19 protein-coding genes and 1 tRNA gene are annotated in these 20,511 nt (G+C 67.8%); 11 read left to right on the top strand and 9 right to left on the bottom strand.

Features of this window, described 5'->3' with window-relative positions:
* Positions 1–13 precede the first annotated feature (13 nt).
* The 4 genes from ACF08M_RS36205 to ACF08M_RS36190 all read left to right on the top strand — a co-directional run bounded on the left by ACF08M_RS36205 (position 14) and on the right by ACF08M_RS36190 (position 3,448).
* Positions 14–589 (top strand): TerD family protein, encoded by a 576-nt coding sequence (locus tag ACF08M_RS36205; protein ID WP_037696943.1) that lies wholly within the window; start codon positions 14–16, stop codon positions 587–589.
* 157 nt (positions 590–746) lie between these two features.
* On the top strand, positions 747–1,322 hold the full coding sequence (locus ACF08M_RS36200; RefSeq protein ID WP_392189538.1) for a TerD family protein: 576 nt from the start codon (positions 747–749) through the stop codon (positions 1,320–1,322).
* Between the two features lie 70 nt (positions 1,323–1,392).
* Positions 1,393–2,535 (top strand): DUF475 domain-containing protein, encoded by a 1,143-nt coding sequence (locus ACF08M_RS36195; RefSeq protein WP_392189537.1) that lies wholly within the window; start codon positions 1,393–1,395, stop codon positions 2,533–2,535.
* Positions 2,536–2,713: 178 nt separating this feature from the next.
* On the top strand, positions 2,714–3,448 hold the full coding sequence (locus ACF08M_RS36190) for a Tellurium resistance (RefSeq protein ID WP_392189536.1): 735 nt from the start codon (positions 2,714–2,716) through the stop codon (positions 3,446–3,448).
* 163 nt (positions 3,449–3,611) lie between these two features.
* Here the strand turns inward: ACF08M_RS36190 and ACF08M_RS36185 are convergent, their stop codons facing one another.
* On the bottom strand, positions 3,612–4,511 hold the full coding sequence (locus ACF08M_RS36185) for a TerD family protein (protein WP_392189535.1): 900 nt from the start codon (positions 4,509–4,511) through the stop codon (positions 3,612–3,614).
* A gap of 220 nt (positions 4,512–4,731) precedes the next feature.
* On the opposite strand from ACF08M_RS36185, the gene ACF08M_RS36180 reads away from it, so the two are divergent.
* The 4 genes from ACF08M_RS36180 to ACF08M_RS36165 all read left to right on the top strand — a co-directional run bounded on the left by ACF08M_RS36180 (position 4,732) and on the right by ACF08M_RS36165 (position 10,413).
* Positions 4,732–5,895 carry an HpcH/HpaI aldolase/citrate lyase family protein gene (locus tag ACF08M_RS36180; protein WP_392189534.1) on the top strand — a complete coding sequence of 388 codons (1,164 nt, stop codon included), beginning with the start codon at positions 4,732–4,734 and terminating at the stop codon, positions 5,893–5,895.
* A gap of 100 nt (positions 5,896–5,995) precedes the next feature.
* On the top strand, positions 5,996–8,686 hold the full coding sequence (locus ACF08M_RS36175; RefSeq protein ID WP_392189533.1) for a phosphoribosyltransferase: 2,691 nt from the start codon (positions 5,996–5,998) through the stop codon (positions 8,684–8,686).
* A 167-nt stretch (positions 8,687–8,853) separates the two neighbouring features.
* Complete coding sequence (locus ACF08M_RS36170) at positions 8,854–9,690, top strand: HAD family hydrolase (RefSeq protein WP_392189568.1); 837 nt, start codon at positions 8,854–8,856, stop codon at positions 9,688–9,690.
* 63 nt (positions 9,691–9,753) lie between these two features.
* Entirely contained in the window at positions 9,754–10,413 is a 660-nt protein-coding gene (locus ACF08M_RS36165) for an O-methyltransferase (RefSeq protein ID WP_392189532.1), read from the top strand.
* A 35-nt stretch (positions 10,414–10,448) separates the two neighbouring features.
* Here ACF08M_RS36165 and ACF08M_RS36160 read toward each other — a convergent pair whose 3' ends face one another.
* The 4 genes from ACF08M_RS36160 to ACF08M_RS36145 form a co-directional block, all read right to left on the bottom strand.
* A complete protein-coding gene (locus ACF08M_RS36160) occupies positions 10,449–10,676 on the bottom strand; it encodes a zinc ribbon domain-containing protein (RefSeq protein WP_114244342.1) in 228 nt (75 codons plus the stop codon).
* A gap of 221 nt (positions 10,677–10,897) precedes the next feature.
* Positions 10,898–11,494: a DUF4383 domain-containing protein gene (locus tag ACF08M_RS36155; RefSeq protein ID WP_392189531.1), complete on the bottom strand. Its 597-nt coding sequence runs from the start codon at positions 11,492–11,494 to the stop codon at positions 10,898–10,900.
* 191 nt (positions 11,495–11,685) lie between these two features.
* Entirely contained in the window at positions 11,686–13,071 is a 1,386-nt protein-coding gene (locus ACF08M_RS36150; protein WP_392189530.1) for a hypothetical protein, read from the bottom strand.
* Positions 13,072–13,141: 70 nt separating this feature from the next.
* Positions 13,142–13,906, bottom strand: a complete 765-nt coding sequence (locus tag ACF08M_RS36145) for a DUF4097 family beta strand repeat-containing protein (protein WP_392189529.1) — start codon at positions 13,904–13,906, stop codon at positions 13,142–13,144.
* Positions 13,907–14,177: 271 nt separating this feature from the next.
* On the opposite strand from ACF08M_RS36145, the gene ACF08M_RS36140 reads away from it, so the two are divergent.
* Positions 14,178–14,252, top strand: a tRNA-Val gene (locus tag ACF08M_RS36140).
* A 965-nt stretch (positions 14,253–15,217) separates the two neighbouring features.
* Here the strand turns inward: ACF08M_RS36140 and ACF08M_RS36135 are convergent.
* Positions 15,218–16,411, bottom strand: a complete 1,194-nt coding sequence (locus ACF08M_RS36135; protein WP_392189528.1) for a hypothetical protein — start codon at positions 16,409–16,411, stop codon at positions 15,218–15,220.
* 127 nt (positions 16,412–16,538) lie between these two features.
* Here ACF08M_RS36135 and ACF08M_RS36130 point away from each other — a divergent pair, with 127 nt between their 5' ends.
* Entirely contained in the window at positions 16,539–16,793 is a 255-nt protein-coding gene (locus tag ACF08M_RS36130) for a hypothetical protein (protein ID WP_392189527.1), read from the top strand.
* 617 nt (positions 16,794–17,410) lie between these two features.
* Here ACF08M_RS36130 and ACF08M_RS36125 read toward each other — a convergent pair.
* The gene (locus ACF08M_RS36125) at positions 17,411–17,998 is read right to left on the bottom strand and encodes a hypothetical protein (RefSeq protein ID WP_392189526.1); all 588 of its coding nucleotides are present in this window, start codon (positions 17,996–17,998) and stop codon (positions 17,411–17,413) included.
* A 394-nt stretch (positions 17,999–18,392) separates the two neighbouring features.
* On the opposite strand from ACF08M_RS36125, the gene ACF08M_RS36120 reads away from it, so the two are divergent.
* On the top strand, positions 18,393–18,626 hold the full coding sequence (locus ACF08M_RS36120; RefSeq protein WP_392189525.1) for a YozE family protein: 234 nt from the start codon (positions 18,393–18,395) through the stop codon (positions 18,624–18,626).
* Between the two features lie 150 nt (positions 18,627–18,776).
* On the opposite strand, the gene ACF08M_RS36115 is transcribed toward ACF08M_RS36120, so the two are convergent.
* Positions 18,777–19,049: a hypothetical protein gene (locus ACF08M_RS36115; protein WP_392189524.1), complete on the bottom strand. Its 273-nt coding sequence runs from the start codon at positions 19,047–19,049 to the stop codon at positions 18,777–18,779.
* On the bottom strand, positions 19,046–19,828 hold the full coding sequence (locus ACF08M_RS36110; protein WP_392189523.1) for a hypothetical protein: 783 nt from the start codon (positions 19,826–19,828) through the stop codon (positions 19,046–19,048). The genes ACF08M_RS36115 and ACF08M_RS36110 overlap by 4 nt, the downstream gene beginning before the upstream one ends.
* Between the last annotated feature and the right edge of the window lie 683 nt (positions 19,829–20,511).

Genomic DNA, 20,511 nt, shown 5'->3' with positions numbered 1-20,511 from the left:
AATGGGAGGACTCGTGGGAGTCAGCCTCAGCAAGGGCGGCAACGTCTCGCTGACCAAGGCCGCGCCCAACCTGACCGCGGTCGTGGTCGGTCTGGGCTGGGATGCTCGTACCACCACCGGTGGTGACTTCGACCTCGACGCCAGCGCCCTGCTGACGAACGCCGAGGGCAAGGTCGGCAGCGACGGCAACTTCGTCTTCTTCAACAACCTCAAGAGCCCCGACGGCTCCGTGGAGCACACCGGTGACAACCTCACCGGTGAGGGCGAGGGCGACGACGAGGTCATCAAGGTGAACCTGGCCGGCGTTCCGGCCGATGTCGACAAGATCGTCTTCCCGGTCTCGATCTACGAGGCCGAGACCCGGCAGCAGAGCTTCGGCCAGGTGCGCAACGCGTACATCCGCGTGGTCAACCAGGCGGACAACAGCGAGCTGGCGCGCTACGACCTGAGCGAGGACGCCTCGACGGAGACCGCCATGGTCTTCGGCGAGCTGTACCGCAATGGGGCGGAGTGGAAGTTCCGTGCCATCGGCCAGGGGTACGCCTCGGGGCTGCGCGGCATCGCGCAGGACTTCGGCGTCAACGTCTGAGAAGGGGCGACCGGGCCGGGCGGCCGAGGCTCCGCCGGGCCCTCGCCGGCAGTGAATCCGTCCGGCGCCGCACGACGTGCGGCGCCGGACGTGCTCAACAGCTCTCCACACGGTTCACAGCTCTACACACGGTTCATCGATTCGGGGAGGACACACCATGGGCGTCACGCTCGCCAAGGGAGGCAATGTCTCCCTCTCCAAGGCCGCACCCAACCTCACCCAGGTGCTGGTCGGGCTCGGCTGGGACGCACGATCCACCACGGGTGCCGACTTCGATCTCGACGCCAGCGCGCTGCTGTGCCAGTCGGGCCGGGTGCTCGGCGACGAATGGTTCGTGTTCTACAACAACCTCACGAGCCCCGATGGTTCCGTGGAGCACACCGGTGACAATCTCACGGGTGAGGGCGAGGGCGACGACGAGTCGGTCATCGTGAATCTCACCCAGGTACCGGCGAACTGCGACAAGATCATTTTTCCGGTCTCGATCCATGAGGCCGACAGCCGGGGGCAGACCTTCGGCCAGGTCGCCAATGCGTTCATCCGCGTGGTGAATCAGGCGGACGGTCAGGAACTCGCGCGTTACGACCTCAGCGAGGACGCCTCGACGGAAACGGCGATGATCTTCGGCGAGCTCTACCGGTACAACGGCGAGTGGAAGTTCCGTGCAGTGGGACAGGGGTACGCGTCCGGTCTGCGCGGCATCGCTCTAGACTTTGGGGTCAACGTTTCGTAAAGCCGCGCACGGCGCGGGGGAGCCCCGTACACACCAGGGGAGACCCGTTACATACACGATGGGGTAGCCAGTGCTTCTGAAAACCTTCGGCTGGTCGTTCGCGATTACCGCGCTCGGCCTGGTCGCAGCGGTGATCTACGGGGGGTGGGAAGCCTTCGGCGTGGTGGCGATCCTTTCCGTCCTGGAGATCTCGCTGTCCTTCGACAATGCGGTGGTCAACGCCGGAATCCTGAAGAAGATGAATGCCTTCTGGCAGAAAATCTTCCTCACGGTCGGTGTGCTCATCGCGGTCTTCGGCATGCGGCTGGTGTTCCCCGTCGTGATCGTGGCCATCACCGCCAAGCTGGGCCCGATCGATGCGGTCCATCTCTCGTTCAGCCAGCCCGAGCGCTATCAGGAACTGGTCACGGACGCCCACCCGGCGATTGCCGCGTTCGGTGGCATGTTCCTGTTGATGATCTTCCTCGACTTCATCTTCGAGGAGCGGGACATCCAGTGGCTGCACTGGATCGAGCGCCCGCTCGCCAAGCTCGGCAAGGTCGACATGCTGTCGGTCTGCATCGCCCTGATCGTGCTGCTGATCTCGGCCATGACCTTCGCGACGAGCGCGCACCAGCACGGCGGCGGCCACGCGGACAAGGCGGAGACCGTCCTGCTCTCCGGAGTCGCGGGTCTGATCACCTACCTCATCGTCGGCGGTCTCTCCGGTTTCTTCGAGAACAAGCTGGAGGAAGAGGAGGAGCGGGAGCACGAGGCCGAGGAGGAGGCCAGGAAGAGCGGAAAGAAGGTTTCCGCGATCGTGCTCTCCGGCAAGGCCGCGTTCTTCATGTTCCTCTACCTGGAAGTGCTCGACGCGTCCTTCTCGTTCGACGGTGTCATCGGCGCCTTCGCCATCACCAACAACATCGTGCTGATGGCCCTCGGCCTCGGTATCGGCGCCATGTACGTCCGTTCGCTCACGGTCTACCTGGTCCGCCAGGGCACCCTCGACGACTACGTCTACCTGGAGCACGGCGCCCACTACGCCATCGGCGCGCTGGCCGTGATCCTGCTCGTCACCATCCAGTACCAGATCCACGAGCTCATCACCGGTCTCATCGGTGTCGTGCTGATCGCCTGGTCCTTCTGGTCCTCGGTCCGGCGCAACAAGGCGCTGGAGGCCGCGGGCGGCGACGACGCGGGTTCCAAGGCAGAAGTCCCGTCCGGGGTGTGACCCGGTAGGGATTGAGGAACGCTCTCAGCGGGGCGGTCCGTACGGCGACGGTTCTCCGGGGACACCCGGACCCGGCCCGGCGGCCGCCCCGCAGTGATGTGGAACACCCTGTGCGACGCACGGGGCGGCAGCAGGGCCAAGGCACCTGTGTTTCTACCGATACGTGTGGGGGTTGGGGATGGCGTTCTGGGACAGCCTGTGGCCACGGCGAGAGGCGCACTTCGAGTCGGGCAACGCGTCGACCAGCTCCATCGTGCTCTCCAGACGGCACGCCACGGTCTCACTGGCCAAACAGGGGGCGCTGACCGGCAATCTGCGGGTCAACCTCTCCTGGCGGATGCGTACGTCCGACATCGAGGGCAGGTCGCGGCAGAGCGGTCGGCTGTTGCATCCCATGAAGCTCTTCAAGCCCGATGTGGTCCAGGCGCACACCCAGGGCATGGTCAATGTCGACCTGGACCTGGGCTGCATGTACGAGATGAAGGACGGCACCAAGGGCGCGGTCCAGCCGCTGGGCAACCTCCTGGGCGACCTGAACGCGCCGCCGTACATCCGGCTCAGTGGGGATGACCGCTTCGGGGCGCCGTCGGGCGAGACCCTCTACGTCAATCTCGACAAGCGCGACGAGATCAAGCGGCTGCTGTTCTTCGTCTATATCTACGACCAGACCCCGGCCTTCGACCGCACGCACGCCAAGGTGACGCTCTACCCCGGCAACGGCCCGCGGATCGAGATCGAACTCGACGAGCACGCTCCGGAGGCCCGCTCCTGCGCCGTGTTCACGGTGGAGAACGCCAAGGACGAACTGGTCGTGCGGCGCGAAGTGAAGTTCGTGTACGGGTTCCAGTCGGAGCTGGACCGGCTGTACGGCTGGGGCCTGCAGTGGGGACGCGGCTACAAGACCAGGACCTGAGCATCCGGGCCCGAGACTGCGGGCGCCCGGCTCCAGGCCTGGGACTCTGGGCCCTCCGCTCCGGACCTGAGGAGCCGAGCGCCCAGAGCCGGGTATCCGGGGCCGGGCCTCAGGGCCGAGGTCCCCGACAGGCTCTGGGGCCCCGGAGGGCGACGGCCGCGTCTCAGGTCCGTGCGAACTGCGGTCCCTGCGGGGGCAGCATGAAATTCGGGTCGGGAGCGGGGGCCGCGGCCGCGGCGGGCTGCGGGTAGCCGTAGGCGGGCGGGGTGGTGGCGGGCTGCGGATACCCGTACGCGGGCTGGGAAACGGCCTGGGACGCCGACTGGGCCATCGCGGGCTGCGGGTAGCCGTAGGCGGGCTGCTGGTGCTGCACCGTGACCTGCGAGTCCGGGCCGGGTGCCGGTGCGGGCGGGAACGCGGGCGCGGGCGGCGGGAAGCCGGGTGCTGCCACGGGGACGGCGGGCGCCGAAGGCGGGGGAGCGCTCGCGGGCGAGGGCGCCGGTTCGGGCTCCGCCGCGGCCTCCGCTTCGTCGACCGAGATGCCGAAGGCGGTCGCCAGGCCCACCAGACCGGTCGGGTAGCCCTGGCCCACGGCCCGGAATTTCCAGCCATCGCCGCGCCGGTAGAGCTCGCCGCAGATGATCGCCGTCTCCTCGCCGGTCTCCGGCCGTACGTCGAAGACGGCGAGCGGGTCCCCGCCCGCCGCCGCGTCGTACAGCAGGATGCGTAGATCGCGCACCTGAGCGAATGCGGCTCCGTCGGAGGACGCGGCGATGACCACCTGGTCGACCGAGTGGTCGAGCGCGCTGAGGTCGGCCTCGATGCTGTCCGTGAGTCCTTCGGGGGCGCTGCGCTTCGGTAGCCGTCGTACCAGGCCGGAGGGGTGGCGGGGCTGGTTGTAGAAGACGAAGTCCTCGTCCGAGCGCACGCGGCCGCCGGCTCCGAGCAGCAGGGCCGAGGCGTCCACATCCGGAACCCCGGCGCCCGGGGTCCAGCGCAGCACGGCCCGTACGGCCAAGGCGTCCAGAGGGACGTTCGAGCCTTTCACCATCGCGTGCGTCATGCCCGTCATCCTGCCTGCTGGCTGCCCGTGCGGACAACGCGGGGGTCGCACCGGGTGTTTCGGCAACGCGACGGAAGCGCGTCGTCCGCGGTACGTCGACCCGTCGGGAAATGGACGAGTTACCCGGAATTCATGCACGTGGGGAACTGTCGACACCCGTCCGTACGTACTATTACCGGCCATGTGTTGTCCGGTCGGTCCGGCAGTTCGGGGAAATCAAATGCGTCATTTCGGGCATATTGCGCCCGCTGTGAGAGAGGGGCTGTTCTTCCAGGAACCGTGCGAATTCGACGCGGACTCGCCGGCCCGCGTGCTTTCGGCCGCCCTGGGAGCGACCCTGTACAGCCCTGCCACCAGGCCGGGGCTTGCTGACGACGTCATCAAGCAGGCCGGGCGCGGTGTCGTCTCGATGGTGCTGTGCCTGGAGGATTCGATCGACGACTCCGAGGTCGTCGGTGCCGAGGAGAACCTGGTCAGACAGTTCGCGGAGCTTGACGCGCGTAGCGTGGAGGTGCCCCTGCTCTTCATCCGGGTCCGGGAACCGGGCCAGGTGGTCGACCTGGTGGAGCGGCTCGGCTCCGCGGTCCGGTTGTTGTCTGGTTTTGTACTTCCCAAGTTCACCGAAGAACGAGGCGTGCCCTTCATGGAAGCGGTCGCCGAAGCCGAAAAGGCGTGCGGGCGGCGGCTGTTCGCGATGCCCGTTCTCGAATCGCCCGAGCTGCTGCATCTGGAGACCCGCGGCGAAGCGCTCCAGGGAATAGCCCGCACCGTCGACAAGTACCGCGAGCGAGTGCTCGCGCTGCGGCTCGGCGTCACCGACTTCTGCTCGGCGTACGGGCTCCGCAGGGCGCCCGACATGACGGCGTACGACGTACGGATCGTCGGTGCCGTCATAGCCGACGTGGTCAATGTGCTGGGCCGCGCGGACGGCACGGGCTTCACGATCACCGGGCCGGTGTGGGAGTACTTCCGGCTCCAGGAGCGCATGTTCAAACCGCAGCTGCGCCGCAGCCCCTTCCTGGAGGGCCGGGCCGAGGAGCTGCGCACGGCGCTGATCGAGCACGACCTGGACGGCCTGCTGCGCGAGATCGAGCTGGACCGGGCCAACGGGCTGCTCGGCAAGACCTGCATCCATCCGTCGCACGTCGCGCCCGTGCACGCGCTGTCCGTGGTCAGCCACGAGGAGTTCAGCGACGCACAGGACATCCTGCGGCCGGAGCGCGGCGGCGGTGGCGTCATGCGCTCCGCGTACACGAACAAGATGAACGAAGTGAAGCCGCACCGCGCCTGGGCCGAGCGGACCCTGCAACGGGCCGAGGTCTTCGGGGTGGCGAGGGCGGACGTCGGCTTCGTGGAGCTGCTGGCCGCGGGCCTCGCGGAGTGAGCGGGCTGTGCTGGGTGAGTGGGCCTGGCCCGGTGAGCGGGCCCTACGCGGTGAGCGCGGTCCGTGGGCCGCAGAAGCCTCGTGGCAGGAGCGTGTCTCGATGAGCGGGCGCGCGGCAAGGAAAGAGACGGCGAACGTGGTGTGGTCGGGCAGCTGGGTGGCGGAGCGACTGGGCGTCGAGCTCGTCGGCGACGGGAAGCCCGACGGCGGCGGTGAGCTGAGAGAGATGCTGGGCCTTGCCCTGCGCCGCAATCCCAAGCGGGCCCATCTGCTCGTGTCGAACGTGCTCGGCAAGCATGTGCCGCAGAAGCCTTCCGTGGTGTACGGCGTCGGATTCGAGCTCGGCCGGCGGGTGCACGCACTGCTCGGCGACGCCGAGGCGCGCCGGGCGGTCGTGCTCGGTTACGCGGAGACGGCCACCGGTCTCGGCCACGCGGTCGCCGACGGGCTCGGCGCGGCGCCGTACCTGCACTCGACACGCCGCCCCGTCGAGGGCGTGGCGCGAGCAGGCGGCTTCGAGGAGTCGCACTCGCACGCCACTTCACATCTGTTGCTCCCCGAGGATCCGAACCTGCTGGCGGGCGGGTGCGGCCCCGCGGGCACGGGCGCGGAGACCGGCCCGCGCGCGGAACCGGATGCGGGGAGCGGCCCGCGCGCGGAAACGGACGCGGGAAGCGGCCCACGCGCGGAAACGAACGCGGGGAACGGCACGGACGCGCCGCTGGTGCTGGTGGACGACGAGTTCTCCACGGGCAACACCGTGCTCAACACCATCCGCGCGCTGCACGAGAGATACCCGCGGAGCAGGTACGTCGTTGTCGCCCTGGTGGACATGCGGTCCGCGGCCGACCAGGGACGGCTGACCGAGTTCGCCGCGGAGATCGGCGCGCGCGTCGACCTGGTGGCGAGAAGCTCGGGCACGGTCATCCTCCCGGAGGGCGTCCTGGCGAAGGGCCGGGCCCTGGTCGCCGCGCAGGAGAGCACCGCCTCCGGGAGCCCGGAGAGGACGGATTCCACGGCGCCGGACACTCTCGTGGAGCCTGTTCGCCGACCGTGCACCCGGGTGGACCTCCAGTGGCCCGCCGGTGTGCCCGACGGCGGACGGCACGGCTTCACCCCCGCCCACCGGGCCGCTCTGGAGCCCGCCCTCCCGGCCATGGCCGCCCGTGTCGCCGCGGCACTGGGCGACGCCCGCCGCGTACTGATCCTCGGCTTCGAGGAGCTCATGTACGCCCCCCTCCGCCTGGGCACGGCCCTGGAGGACCACGTCGACGCGGAGGTGCGCTACTCCACCACCACGCGTTCCCCCGTCCTGGCCGTGGACGATCCCGGCTATGCGATACGCAGCCGACTGGTCTTCCCGGCCCACGACAACCCGGCCGACGGGCCCGGTGACCGGTACGCGTACAACGTCGCGGGCGCCGGTTTCGACGCCGTGGTCGTGGCCGTCGACTCCACCGCCGACACGCCCGAACTCCACGCCCCCGACGGCTTGCTGGCGCAGCTCGCCGCCCACACCGACCACGTCCTGCTCGCGGTCGTTCCGTCGTACGTCCCGCCGGAGGTCCGGCCGGGCCGTCACCCGCATGTCCCGTCGGACGCCCCGTCGAGCCTTCCCCCGAACATCTCCGAACAGCTGGAACCCCCGATGCTGCCCGAGCCCCTCCGCGGCCCCGCCTTCTCCTCCTACGCACCGGACGACGTCGGCTGGCTGCTCCAGGACCTCTCCGGCACCGAGCTGGAGGCGCCCACCGAGGAGCGCGAGGAGGCGATACAGAGCGGTGGCGCGCACTACGCCGAGTCGCTGCCCGTCGAGTACCAGCCGTCCGCCCAGTACCAGGAGCTCTTCAAGGCGGCGCTGGAACTGTCGGCCGCCCGTGTGGCCCGTGCCGTCGGCACCGTCACCGAGACGGTTCTCGCCGAGAGGGGGCCGCGTCCCGTCCTGGTCTCGCTGGCCAGGGCCGGTACTCCCGTCGGTGTGCTCATGCGCCGCTGGGCCCGGCACCGGCACGGGGTCGATCTGCCGCACTACGCCATCTCCATCGTGCGGGGGCGCGGCATCGACGCCACCGCCCTGCGCTGGCTGGCCGCCCACCACGACCCGGCGGACGTCGTCTTCGTCGACGGCTGGACGGGCAAGGGGGCGATCACCCGTGAACTCTCCGCGGCACTCGCCGAGTTCGGCGGCTTCAACCCGGAGATCGCGGTTCTGGCCGACCCGGGTGGCTGTGTCCGCACCCATGGCACCCGCGAGGACTTCCTCATTCCGTCCGCCTGTCTCAACTCGACCGTGTCCGGGCTGATTTCGCGGACCGTTCTGCGCTCCGACCTGGTCGGCCCGGACGACTTCCACGGCGCGAAGTTCTACCGGGAGCTCGCGGACGCCGATGTGTCCGGCCACTTCCTCGACACCGTCGCCGCCCACTTCGACGAGGTGGCCGAGGCCGTGGACACCGACGTCAAGGAGCTGCTCGCGGCCGACCGCGCGCCCACCTGGGAGGGCTGGGCCGCGGTGGAACGCATCAGCGAGGAGTACGGCATCCACGATGTGAACCTGGTCAAGCCGGGCGTCGGCGAGACGACCCGCGTACTGCTGCGCCGCGTCCCGTGGAAGATCCTCGCCAAGCGCGGCGCGGGCGCGGACCTCGATCACATCCGTCTGCTGGCCGAGCAGCGGGGCGTACCGATCGAGGAGGTCGACGCCCTTCCGTACACCTGCGTGGGGTTGATCCACCCGAAGTACACCAGGGGCGCGACGGGCGCGGACGGCAAGGCGGTGGAGTCGAAGTGACCACCCCGGCCACCGCATCTACCGCGCCCATCCCGGCCACCGCATGTACCGAGCCCACCCCGGCCGCTCCCGCGCCCTCGGCCACGGAACTCACCGCGCACCCCACGGCCGCTCCCTCTGCCTCTGCCTCTGCCGCTCCGGTCACCTCTGCCGGCCCGGCCGCCCTCGTGACGCTGGTCGCCAGCGACCTCGACCGCACGCTGATCTACTCGACGGCGGCGCTCCGGCTCCCCATGCCGGACGCCGAGGCCCCCCGGCTGCTCTGCGTGGAGGTGTACGACCGCAAACCGCTCTCCTACCTGACCGAGACGGCCGCGGCACTGCTCGACGAGCTCGGCCGCTCCACGGTCTTCGTCCCCACGACCACCCGCACCCGCGAGCAGTACGCCCGGATCCGTCTCCCCGGCCCCGCGCCACGGTTCGCGATCTGCGCCAACGGGGGACACCTCTTGGTCGACGGGGTGTCCGACCCCGACTGGCAGACACGGGTGGCCCGCCGGCTCGCCGACGAATGCGCCTCGCTCGACGAGATCCGCACTCATCTCCTGGCCGCGGCCGACCCGGCCTGGCTGCTCAAGGAGCGGGTCGCCGAGAACCTCTTCGCCTACCTCGTCGTCGAACGCTCGCTGCTGCCGGACGGCTGGGTCGACGAACTCGGGGAGTGGGCGGAGACCCGAGGCTGGACGGTTTCCCTCCAGGGCCGCAAGATCTACGCCGTGCCGGGCCCGCTCACCAAGAGCGCCGCCATGGAGGAGGTCGCTCGACGCACCGGCGCCACGCTCACTCTCGCCGCCGGCGACAGCCTCCTCGACGCCGATCTGCTCCTCGCCGCCGACCGCGCCTGGCGTCCGGCCCACGGCGAACTCGCCGACACCGGCTGGAGCGCCGGGCACGTCGATGTGACGGCCGAGAGCGGCGTGGCGGCGGGTGAGGAGATCCTGCGGCATTTCCTGCGGGCATCGCGTCAGAGGCGGGCGCCCTCGTCCGGCAGTAGCAGTATGTGAGGACGGGGAACGGGAACGGGGACAGCGCGGGCCCGACCCGGTACGACCAACGAGGAGCACGCGATGACCAAGGGCAACGAAACCAAGATCACGGACGAGTTGTACGCGTACATGCTGGCGCACAATCCACCGCTCGACGCGGTGCAGCGTGAGCTCGTGGAGACCACGTACGCGCGCCTGCCCGAGCACGCCGGCATGCAGTCCGCCGAGGAGCAGGGGCCGTTGCTCGCCTTCCTCGTCCGGCTGACCGGGGCCCGGCACGTCGTCGAGGTCGGGACGTTCACCGGCTTCTCCGCCCTGTCGATGGCACAGGCGCTGCCCGCCGACGGGCGGCTGATCGCCTGCGACGTCTCGGAGGAGTGGACCGCGTACGGACGGGAGGCGTGGGAGAAGGCGGGCGTCGCCGACCGGATCGAGCTCCGTATCGCCCCCGCGCTCGACACACTGCGGGCGATGCCGGCCGAGCCGCACATCGACCTCGCCTATCTGGACGCGGACAAGGGCAACTACATTCCGTACTGGGAGGAACTGGTGCCCCGGATGCGGCAGGGCGGTCTCGTCGTCACGGACAACGTGCTGTTCCACGGCGGGGTGACCGATCCGCAGGCGACCGGTGGGGCGGCGGCGATCAAGGAATTCAACGACCGTGTTGCCGCCGATCCGCGGATGGACAGCGTGATGCTCACCGTGTCCGACGGGCTGACGCTCTCCCGCAAGCGATAGCAGCCGCGGGCCGACAGCCCCGGCTGCCCGCTCTCTCAGCCGCAGCAGCCCCCGCCGCAGCAGCCGCCGCCCCCGCCCCCGCCCGCCGACGGGGCGGCGGGGGCGGACTTGGCCGACGATCCGCCCACGGCCACGGTGGACAGCAGCTTCACGGTGTCGGCATGCCCGGCGGGGCAGGAGGCCGGGTCCGAGGACTGGGCCATCGGGCGGCTGAGTTCGAACGTGTCTCCGCAGGAGCGGCAGCGGTACTCGTAACGAGGCATGGGACCCAGGCTATCCGGCGCGGACTCATGGAAGACAGGCATGGCGGACGGCGGACGGCGGCCGACGGGTGCTCAGGAGACGGTGTACGGGGCCAGGGGTTCAGACGCCGACGCGCTGACGTGTTCACGGATACCCGGATGCACGGGGTCACCGGATGCACGAGGTCACCGGGTCACGGGGTCACGGATACACGAACTCACGGGTTCATGAGCTCACAGGCTCACGGTTCAGGGCGGCGGACGACCGGCATCGTCTCCGGTGCGGCCCTCGGGACCCTTCGCAGTTCCCGCTCGGCCTCCTCGGGGTGGCGGATCCGCCAGTACGGATTGTCGTGCGGGAGACCGCCGCTGACCCGTCCGTACATCCCGAAGACCATCAGCATCAGACCGACCACAAAGCTGAACAGCACGTTCTGGAGGTGGAAGGCGAGGAAGTTGTAGCCGGTTCCGAGCAGTGCGAGATTGATGAAGCCGCTGAGGATGAAGGCGATGCCCAGAATCATGTTGAGCGTCGAGGCGAAGTTGCCGCCGATCACCATCCCGATGAACAGCAGCAGGCCGACACAGATGGACAGGACGCTGAGGGCGCCGTTGGTGTTCAGGCCCGCGACGGTGGCTCCGCCCGTGCTGAAGAAGCCGATCTCGTCGATCAGCCCCAGGATTCCGAAGGCGAGCAGCACCAGTCCCATCAGCCCCGCCCCGACCCGGTAGACACGGTTGAGCCGGTGATCGACCGGCAGGTGTTTGTCGAGCTGGGTGGCGCTGCGACGGCGCCGCGGGGGGTGCCGCCCGGTGGCGTGCAGTGCATGCGTGGCCATGTCGGTCTCCTTCGGGCGTACTACCAGGATCCGCCCATGGCCCTGCTGCCGCACATCAGGAATCCAGAGGCCCGGCGCCCTGTGAGCGGCCCCGTTCCCGGCCCCGTGTCGTCCGTACAGCGTCCGTGCAGCCGTCCGTGCAGTCCGTGCCAGTCCGTGTATGGAAGCCCGCGTACCAGAGCCCGTACGGATCAGGTGCCCGCCCCGCGCTCCTCGCGGATCTCGGAGACCACCCGCGCGGCCGTCTGCCGTACCGCTTCGGTCTCGGTCAGAAAGTGCCAGTAGTCCGGGTGGCGTCCCTCCAGCCCGGCCACGGCGCGTTCCAGCCGGGCCACGGCGTCGTCCAGCGGGCGGGCGTGGCGCGGTTCGGGAGTGTTGCGCCCGGCCATGGCCAGGCGCTGGGCGTCCCGGACCGCGAACCGGGTCCGCTGGATCTCCTGCTGCGGGTCCTTGGCGACGTCGTTCAGCCGGTGCAGCCGGTCGCCCGCGGCGGACACCGCCTCGTCCGTGGCGTTCAGCAGAGCGCGTACCGTGCTCAGCCGGGAGGTCGCGTCGGCCCACCGCTGCTCGTCCCGCGCCTCGGCGGCTTCCTTCAGCTTCTCCTCGGCCTGCCGCACATTGGCCGCGGCCTGCTCCGGCACGGGCTGGAGGTCCTGCCAGCAGGCGGCCGAGAAACGCCGCCGCAGCTCGCTCAGCACCGGCTCCACCGAGCCCGCCCGGGTGGTCAGCGCCTGGGCACGCGTACGCAAGGACACCAGCCGGTGGTCGATCTCGGCGGCACGCTCGGGCAGCCGGGCCGCCTCGGCCCGTACCGCCTCGGCGTCGCGCAGCACCCGATCGGCACGCTGCAAGGTCTCCGGAACGCCGTGCCGGCCGGCCCCCTCGTTGAGCTTGGTCAGCTCGGGAGCGAGGGCCGCCAGTCGCGCGGCGAGATCGTCCGCCCGCAGTCCGGACGCCCGCACCGCGTCGAGAGCGTTGCTCGCACCGAGGAGCGCCTGCCGGGCCCGCTCCACGGCGGGTGCGAGCCGGGCGAGCTGCGTCTCCGCGTTGCCCAGCAACGGTCCGAGACCCTGCGCGAACCGGTCCAGCTCGCCCTTGACCCGTACCAGCTCGTCCTTGGCGGTGGTCAGCTCGGTCCTGGCACGGGCCGCGACGGCCGGCTCCAGATCGTCCCGGTCGAGGTCGTGTGCGTCGACCGCGGTGATGTACGTATGACTGACCTCGTCGATCCGCCGGCCGAGAGCGGCGAAGTCGTCCACGGCCCTGAGTGCCCCGGTCGAGCTGTCCACCGCGGTGATCGTCTCGATCGAGATCCGCAAGTCGCGCTGGGCGGTGTCGAGCTCGTAGAAGGCGGCTGCGGCGGCATCCTTCGCAGCCTGGGCATCCGCCCGCTGGCTCTCCCCACGCCCGCCGAACCAGCGCCGCGTACCGCCACCGGCGAACGTGGCCGGCAACGCGGCGGCGACCAGCGGCACGGGCAGCAGCATCAGCATGAGGACATCCCCGATGCCCCTGACGCCCCTGACGGCGGAACTCCCGCCCGCTCTCGCCCGCGGCCGCGCGTGTGTCGCCGTCACATCCCTCTCCCGTGCCGTTTCGCCCTGCCCGGTACATTCTCCCACCAGTAAGGACGAACACACGGGCCGGTTAGTTCGCGCTTCGCACGGTGACTTGGCCGTTGTCGCTCCGGGCCTTCACCACATGGCCGCTGTCGTCGCTGCGGGGCGCGTCCACCGAGACGCGTCCTTCCTCCGCGACGGCGTCCACCGCGTACTTCACGGAGCCGGCCGGCAGCTCGATGGTGATCTCTCCGTTGTCGCTCACGGTGTCCACGAGATCCGGCACGGAGGCGAACCCCAGCCGGATCCTGCCGTTGTCGGACCGCGCCGATACGGACTTGGCCGAGACCCCTTCGGTGAAGATGTCACCGTTGTCGCTCTCCAGCCCGAGCGGCCCACTGGAATCCCGGACGATCACCCTGCCGTTGTCGGCGTGCAGGGTGAGGGCGGAGTGGAAGCCGGACGCGACGACCTTCCCGTCGTCCCCCTCGACGACCACTGCCACCCCGCGCGGCACCTTCACCTGGTGCTGCGCGGCACAGTCGCTGACCAGCGCCCGGCACTTCACCTCAAGCCTGAGCGTGTCGTCCCGCATCTCCCACTCGGGTTCGGGTCCGTTCCCGAGCGCCACCCAACCGTCGACCCGACGGGTCACCTCGACCTTCTGCACATCGGCCGGTGCGAGCTCCAGCGACGAATCCCCGGAGTGGATGGTCAGCGTCTTCCCGCGGAGCGCGAACGACTTGTGCTCGGCGGGCGCGTCGCCCGGATCCGTGCTGCCGCAGCCGGTGAGGCCCAAACCGAGGAGTACGACCCCGGCGGACGCGATGAGAGTGCGGGTACGGAGTGCCACGATGAACTGTCCCCCAGGTCGTACGGCGGGTGGTCCCCGACGCTGTCGGCATCACCGTACGTACGTCGGCCCGCCGGGCGGAATCCGGACGGCTACCGTACGAGGGGTGGGGATATCCCCCGGCCGGCACCGAGGCCGCGCCACGGCCCCGGCGGTCCGGTTCCCCGGCGCTCGGGTTCTTCGGCGACCTGGTTCTCCGCCGGGTCCCTGCCGTTCCGGCAACCGTTTGTGACCGTGGGCCGTAGTCCATGTACGCTGTTGCCTCATCCACGGGTGCGTAGCTCAGGGGTAGAGCGCTGCTCTTACAAAGCAGATGTCGGCGGTTCGAAACCGTCCGCGCCCACCAATAGGTAGCACGACAAAGGCCCAGGTCACCGGTACTGAACCGGGAACCTGGGCCTTGTCCGTTCCCCGGCCGGGGAGGCGGCGGAGGGGCGTCGTGCCAGTTACGTGCTAGATGCGTCGCCGGGCTCGGCCGGCCGGACCTTCCTGATGCGTTCGGGGGACCAAGAGGCTGTCGCCCTGGATCCCGATCGGCCAGTGAAGTGGGTCAGCGTCGGCGAGGCCCACGAGATGCCACGCCCAGAGATCGTTCTCGGGTTCCACAGCCTGTGTCTCGTGAAGCCTGTCGATGACGACGACTGGTACATGGGCAGCCTGTACGACGAGGGCAGCATCGGCTGTTGGGCAGCCTACGACGACCTGTACGAGGCGCTGCGCGGTCTGTAGGAACTTGCGCCGCGGCTCCGCGTGATAGGCACACTGAATGTCTAACTGCGTGACAACGACAACGCACAGTCGCGAACAACCGTGGACGTCAGCGGACCGTCAGCGCAGGTGATAGGCACAGCAGCCCATGACCAGCGAGCAGCCCAAGTTGCTTCGGGACGAAGAGGTCGTGGGTTCAAATCCCGCCACCCCGACAGAGAAGTACCAAGTCATGGCCCGATCCGCTCAGCGGATCGGGCCATGAGGCGTTCCGGGGTCATCTTGGGAGCCGTCTGGGAGCCAAGTTCGGAATCCGGCTCCCAGGCAGGTCCCGCGATCCCGTCAAGGATCAGTCAGGCAGAGCACCGTGCCTCGCCGCGCAGACACGGCTTCGAAGAGAATCCAGCCGTCCGTGTTCTGGATCAAGGATTCGTCAGGCCGCCACCCCGGAGTGAGGCTTTTCATCCAGCAGGGCCCTGGCGGTGCTAACTCATGCAGGTTCAGAAATTTTTCCTCGATGGCGCTGACCGCTCCGGAGGGCATTGGATAAACCGTCGACGATGAGTCCCAGCCCATCACGAAACACGATGCGACGTCGTGTCCTCATACCTGGCTCCGGCCGCGATCACCTGATCGAGCCTCCCGTTCGGCAGACACCATTTTAGATCGGAGAGAGGCCAGCTTCTCACTGTCAACAGGCGGCCGGAGCCGTGCGAGTTCGACGGACCGCTCGTACAGCAACCCAGAGCGTCGCGCTTTGCGCGACCATTCCTGCGCGGTTCGCAGCGGCACGCGCCAGGTCTGGGCAACCATGTCGTGGGGTTTTAAGCCCTGCTGAAGGGCGAAGCGATGGACGGTCGCCACAGCTTGCAGATGTGCGGATCCGCGCGGCGGATGGTTGCCGGCAAGGACATGTGCCAACGACGTCGGATCTCCCAATTGTACTTCCGGGCCCAGGGCGAGCACGAGCAGGAGAGGAAGCTTCTCCAGGCGCTTTACCGTCAGTTCGGCTGTGACGCCGCCTGCGTGCCACATTGCCGGCTGTACTTCCAGGGACTGTGGGTAAGCACCGGTCCCAGCTTCTTTTTTGCTTGTGGGTCCGCGAAGGTAAGAAGCCCAGACGCCTTGCTCCTGTGTGGTGCGAAGAAAGCAGACACCAACGTGAAAGTCGAAGTCGCGGCAGTTGGGCAGGTCGCGCAGGACGGCACCACCGGTACACGCGTCCATCTGCCATGTCGGCGGCACCTCAGGCGGCAGAGGCGACCGTATCGGGCCCAAGTGAGATGGTGGAGGCTGGGGACGATAGGACAAGTGCGGGTCGTGGGGCGGCAGCATGCCTCGGTCGCGGGCCTCACGGATGAGGTCGTCCACCCGGAAGAGGCTTCGCTGGAGAATGCGGCTGAGTAACTGCCGAGCGGGCAGGCGGGACGCAGCGCTTGCTTGGTGCAGGTCGGCGACCAGACGGGAGAAATTGTCGCTGCCGTCCGTCGGGCGCACACACCAGGTCTGGTCGAGGTGTAGGGCAGCATCGGCGCCGAGGAGGTGATAGGCGAAGCCGAGGGCGAAGACCCGTTGCCAGTCGATCCTCCTGACGACCCGTTCTGTCAGCAAGCACGGCGGTCGTGCGGTGGCCGCGGGAGAAATGCGCAGGAAAGCCGCGTGCGGGAGACCACGTGGCCCTTGACGGAGGCCAAGCACGACTTCCCACTCTTCGTCGCGACCGACGCTTGCAACGTGGACGTGGCCCCCCTCGCAGCCCGGGATTTGTTCGGTGCCCTCACATTCGACGATGTCCATGGCTACTCACCCCTTTGGCAATCGGGCCGTTTTCTGTATCTGGTGTGCTGATGCCGCGCGGTCCTAGCGTGGCAGTGCTGCTCGACGGCAAATCAGTAGCTCAGGCCCCCTCGAACAGGAGACCATCATGTCCCGCTCCGAATCCATCGCCACGTCCAACTCCAAGTCTCCTCGCTGGCTTCGCGCCGCACAGGTAATCGCCGGCGCTCTCACAGGTGTGGCTGGCGCACTGAGCTTCTGGGCTTTGCTGGTCGGCCTCGACGCCCCCGTCGAGGCATGGGTGTCCCTATTTGCGGCGAGCGGGACGCTGTGGGTGGGACTGCTGTCGTTCGGTCGGCCCGAGCGTCGGGCGGGCAGCGGCGAGAGCCAGACACCGCGGTGAGCTACCCGTCGATGTCACGTGTTGCTCTCCTCCCAGGGAAGCTGCGGCCGCCGGTTCAGCCGCGCTAGGACACGCCTCAAGTCGTCCCTGTCGAAGGGGAGGCCGCACGTCAGCAGAGTTCGGGAGTAAGTATCCAGTGCGCCGATGAGCTCTTCTGGAAGCCCAACCGCTCGGGGAAGGTCCCATGCTCCGGCGAGAAGCCGTTCCACGATGGCTGGCTCGACTGTCAGATGGATGTGCAGGTCCCACGGTAGGACGTCCTTGAGCCTGTTTCGGTCCGGGCGGCCCAGCAAGCGCCTACCCGCCCGCTCCAGTGCGCGGAGCACCGCCAGCTCCGACACTCCAGCAATTGCTGCCGTAACTTCAGCCACCAGATCCTCGTTTCAACTTGACCCGCGCACCTCGGCGGCTGCACTGGGCGACCCAAGCAGTGGTACCACGACACCGCCGACTTCTTCTCTTCCACCGAGGCTGGGAGCCCGGATTCCGCATCGAACTCCTCGCCGTCACGCATCGGCCGGCGCCCGTGCCGCGCGCACAGAAATCAGCCGCTTGCCGTCAGAGAAGGGGTACGTCGCGGCTGGGCGGTTGGTTCCGCGATCCTTCAGACTCCCCTTTCACGGAGACTCTGAAGTGTGAAGCCCGGAGATATCTTCATCCAGCGACAGCCTGGAAGCGTGCGTAAACAGGTCGATCATCTGACTTAGTTCGATAGCATTTTGGGCAGCAATAGCCGGAGCAGTGCCAGATCTCTTCAGCTCCGAATTCTCCATGTGCATCACCAGACAGAAGAAGCTGCATTTCCCTACTGCTTCCTTAAGCTTCCTCGCGGGCTCAACGATTGATGCAGGACCCTCGATCGAGACACGCGCAGCCAACTCCTGCATCTTTACATTTTCAGTTTCGAGGCCATCGGCTAACTCCGCGGTAGCGGAATCCTGACTGATCAATACCTGAGGTGCGAGAGTAGAGTATTTTCGTTGCGCTGCCTGAGCTTGCGAAATAAGAGCAACATAAGCAACGCTCCTCGGCTCTCTTCGCTCACTCAAATGATTAAAGCGAAGTTGACGTCGGCTTTGCGTCTCTTGCGTGGCTATCTGGAGCCGCGCCTGTTTCGCCCCCCACCAGCCGGTGGCGAAGGCGGCGCCGCCAGTGCCCAACGCCCCAACTGTGGCTCCAAGAATTGCTGCAATCCCTGCATCCATACCCGGCATTGTGGCGGGTGAGGCGACTCTCAGCAGGCGTCGACGGCTGTTGTGCCAGAATCGTTCCAGAACACACGGGGAACACCGAGGGGCAGATCAGCGGTCAACCGGACGCCGGGAGCGCTCCGCCGCTGGTCATCCGATCAACTACCCCTGGTTCGCCCAAGCTTCCCAAGCTGAGGTCTCCAGCGCCGTGGTTACGCACCGGCTGTCGCGGCTTGCTCTGGTCGGCTCCATGTTGCAGTAGTTCTTCCGTCTCCTGACCCAGCCAGCCGACGGCCCGACGCAGTGCCCACCCCGATGACGGCCCGCCCAGCGTGCGAGCGTAGCGAGCCCGGACGTAGGCCGCTCCTAACCGAGGTTAGCCCCGACACGGCGGCGGAAGGATGGGGACATGCCCAAGTCGAAGAGCTTCACCGCGTGGTTGAAGACCCACGTCGATCAGCGCAATCCTATCGGGGATCTCGCGCGGGACGTCTCCGCTGATCCTGACTGGCCCTCTCGCAAGGGACTGTCGGGGCAGAGTGACTACCTCGAAGAGTGCGGCGCCAACCCCGAAGCTGTTGAGGCACTGGAACGTGCGTGGACGCAGTACGAGGCGTACCGGGCGGCCCAAGGCGACGCCTGAGCGGCTGAGGCGGCCCCCTTGGAAGGCTGACGGGACGCCCTTCCAAGGGGGAGACGGCGCGAACCTGGCCGCGGCCGATCTGCGAGCGCAGCGAGCGCCAAGGGATGCGCGGCCGTAGGCCGCTCTTTCGTGCGCGCCGTCAGCTAACAACTACTTGGTCTCGGAGGCTTCCGTTCCCTGCTCCAGCAGCTGTTCTACGAACTGCATGGCGAGAGCCCGTTGGAGCCAGGGAGTCTCGTTTACGAGTCGCGTGATCACCTCACGTGCTTCCTGGAGCGGAAGCGTGCCGGTGGCCACCGTGGTGTCATCACCAAACTTCGATCCGCGGTTGCAGTCGAGCAAGAACTCAATCCGTCCACCACGGGCTTTGCTGACGCCTATGGTCGCAGCGCCAGTAGCGAACGTTCCAACTCGCAACGTCACGGTGATCTCCTTGTTGGCGTAGGGGCGAGCGTGTGACGGGCGGCGGTCGTAAACCGCTCGCGAGTACGCTCGCGAGCTTCCTGGTTGCGCTTCAGTTCATCGACGATCGCAGTTGCTTGGTCAAGGAATCCGGAAAACCCGGCAGTGTCCTCACGCGCGCGCGAGATTGCAGCGTCGGCGAGTTCCTGAGCCCGCTCGAAGCTTTCGAACATCGCGTCCGTCTCAGGGGGCACCCGAACGCTCTCGATCGCCTCCTCCGTGAGCTCTTGCATCTGCCTTGCGGCTTCCTCCATGGCCCCGATTGCGGCTGTCATCGCTGGCGCTGTATCGGTAGCTATGCGTTCATTGGTCGGAATGTATTCCTCTGTGAGATTCAGCAGTTTGGTGGCTATGTCCACGTCACGTCGAATGCTGTCGGCGAGTTCTTCCGCTGCCCTGGCCACCTCGGCCGGTCCGAGGATGTCGATCCTCCGAGCTCGCTCAGTCATGCGGCCAGCAGCTTCTTTCAGCGGGTTGAGCCCCGACGATTCAGAGTCTCCCGGCAGACCCACGGAGTTGAGGATGCGCAGACACTCGTCCCAGGCCGCTAGGAAACCTTCGTACGCCTGAAGCCGCTGTTGCCGAAGCCAGTGGGCTTGATCGACGTCGGCTTGATCGTGAACTTGCTGCAAGGTGACTTGTGCACTGATCAAGGCTCCCTTCTTTGCGGCCCGTGCACCAGCGACTGTGCCAGCCAGTCCGGACACCGCAGCCACCAGAGCGAGAACAAGTTCCTTCATGACCAGACATCATCGCGGCGACGAGCGTCAGGCGAAACGGGGCGTCTCATGGGCCGGGTTCTATCTTGTTCTCCCGCGACGGACCGACGGTCGCCAACAGGCCATGGCTCGACCTGATAGCGATCCGGCTCACGTTGCTTGCCGTAGTCGCTCTCGTCATGTTCCTCGGCGGGATCAACTTCCTGTTCAGCCTGAACGATGAGCCCACTCCATCGCCAGCCGTGACCGTCACTGAGACGCAAACTGTGACACCCGACCTATCCGACGACATGCCGAGCAGTATCACGGATGACGGCCCGGCCGGTGTTCCCACACCAAGCGTTTGTATCGACGCACGGGATCGTGGCGTAGTACCCCGAGACCGCTGGACCCCTTGTGGCCAGCTGCTCGGGTACTTTGACGATGAGACGCCAACCCCATAGCGGTACGGGGTCGCCAGCGTGGACTAAATGTGGACGACCAAGCGTCCCAAGGGACGCCAAAGCCCATATGACCTGCGGAAACGGTCGAGACCCAAGCGGCCTCCGGAGCCGTGTGCAGAGAAGCCCCGGGCTTGGGCCCGGGGCTTCGACTTGTTGGCGGTACCTACTAGACGAGTCATTCCGAATGCTGACGGTGCGTTTGGGAACGCGGACAGGGCGTCCAAGATCGATCTGTGACGAATGACCTGGACGCCCTGCTCA

Origin of the sequence: Streptomyces sp. NPDC015032 (assembly GCF_043080425.1) — a bacterium.
Taxonomy (GTDB): Bacteria; Actinomycetota; Actinomycetes; order Streptomycetales; family Streptomycetaceae; genus Streptomyces.
This window is presented reverse-complemented; position numbering and strand designations above follow the sequence as displayed.

What these genes read in the sequence shown, in the direction of transcription:
- ACF08M_RS36175 (WP_392189533.1), top strand. Translation starts at nt 5,996, where the DNA reads ATGAGCGGGCGCGCGGCAAGGAAAGAGACGGCGAACGTGGTGTGGTCG.
- ACF08M_RS36120 (WP_392189525.1), top strand. Translation starts at nt 18,393, where the DNA reads ATGCCCAAGTCGAAGAGCTTCACCGCGTGGTTGAAGACCCACGTCGAT.
- ACF08M_RS36200 (WP_392189538.1), top strand. Translation starts at nt 747, where the DNA reads ATGGGCGTCACGCTCGCCAAGGGAGGCAATGTCTCCCTCTCCAAGGCC.
- ACF08M_RS36165 (WP_392189532.1), top strand. Translation starts at nt 9,754, where the DNA reads ATGACCAAGGGCAACGAAACCAAGATCACGGACGAGTTGTACGCGTAC.
- ACF08M_RS36135 (WP_392189528.1), bottom strand. Translation starts at nt 16,411, where the DNA reads ATGGACATCGTCGAATGTGAGGGCACCGAACAAATCCCGGGCTGCGAG.
- ACF08M_RS36125 (WP_392189526.1), bottom strand. Translation starts at nt 17,998, where the DNA reads ATGGATGCAGGGATTGCAGCAATTCTTGGAGCCACAGTTGGGGCGTTG.
- ACF08M_RS36160 (WP_114244342.1), bottom strand. Translation starts at nt 10,676, where the DNA reads ATGCCTCGTTACGAGTACCGCTGCCGCTCCTGCGGAGACACGTTCGAA.
- ACF08M_RS36185 (WP_392189535.1), bottom strand. Translation starts at nt 4,511, where the DNA reads ATGACGCACGCGATGGTGAAAGGCTCGAACGTCCCTCTGGACGCCTTG.
- ACF08M_RS36155 (WP_392189531.1), bottom strand. Translation starts at nt 11,494, where the DNA reads ATGGCCACGCATGCACTGCACGCCACCGGGCGGCACCCCCCGCGGCGC.
- ACF08M_RS36130 (WP_392189527.1), top strand. Translation starts at nt 16,539, where the DNA reads ATGTCCCGCTCCGAATCCATCGCCACGTCCAACTCCAAGTCTCCTCGC.
- ACF08M_RS36180 (WP_392189534.1), top strand. Translation starts at nt 4,732, where the DNA reads ATGCGTCATTTCGGGCATATTGCGCCCGCTGTGAGAGAGGGGCTGTTC.
- ACF08M_RS36190 (WP_392189536.1), top strand. Translation starts at nt 2,714, where the DNA reads ATGGCGTTCTGGGACAGCCTGTGGCCACGGCGAGAGGCGCACTTCGAG.
- ACF08M_RS36110 (WP_392189523.1), bottom strand. Translation starts at nt 19,828, where the DNA reads ATGAAGGAACTTGTTCTCGCTCTGGTGGCTGCGGTGTCCGGACTGGCT.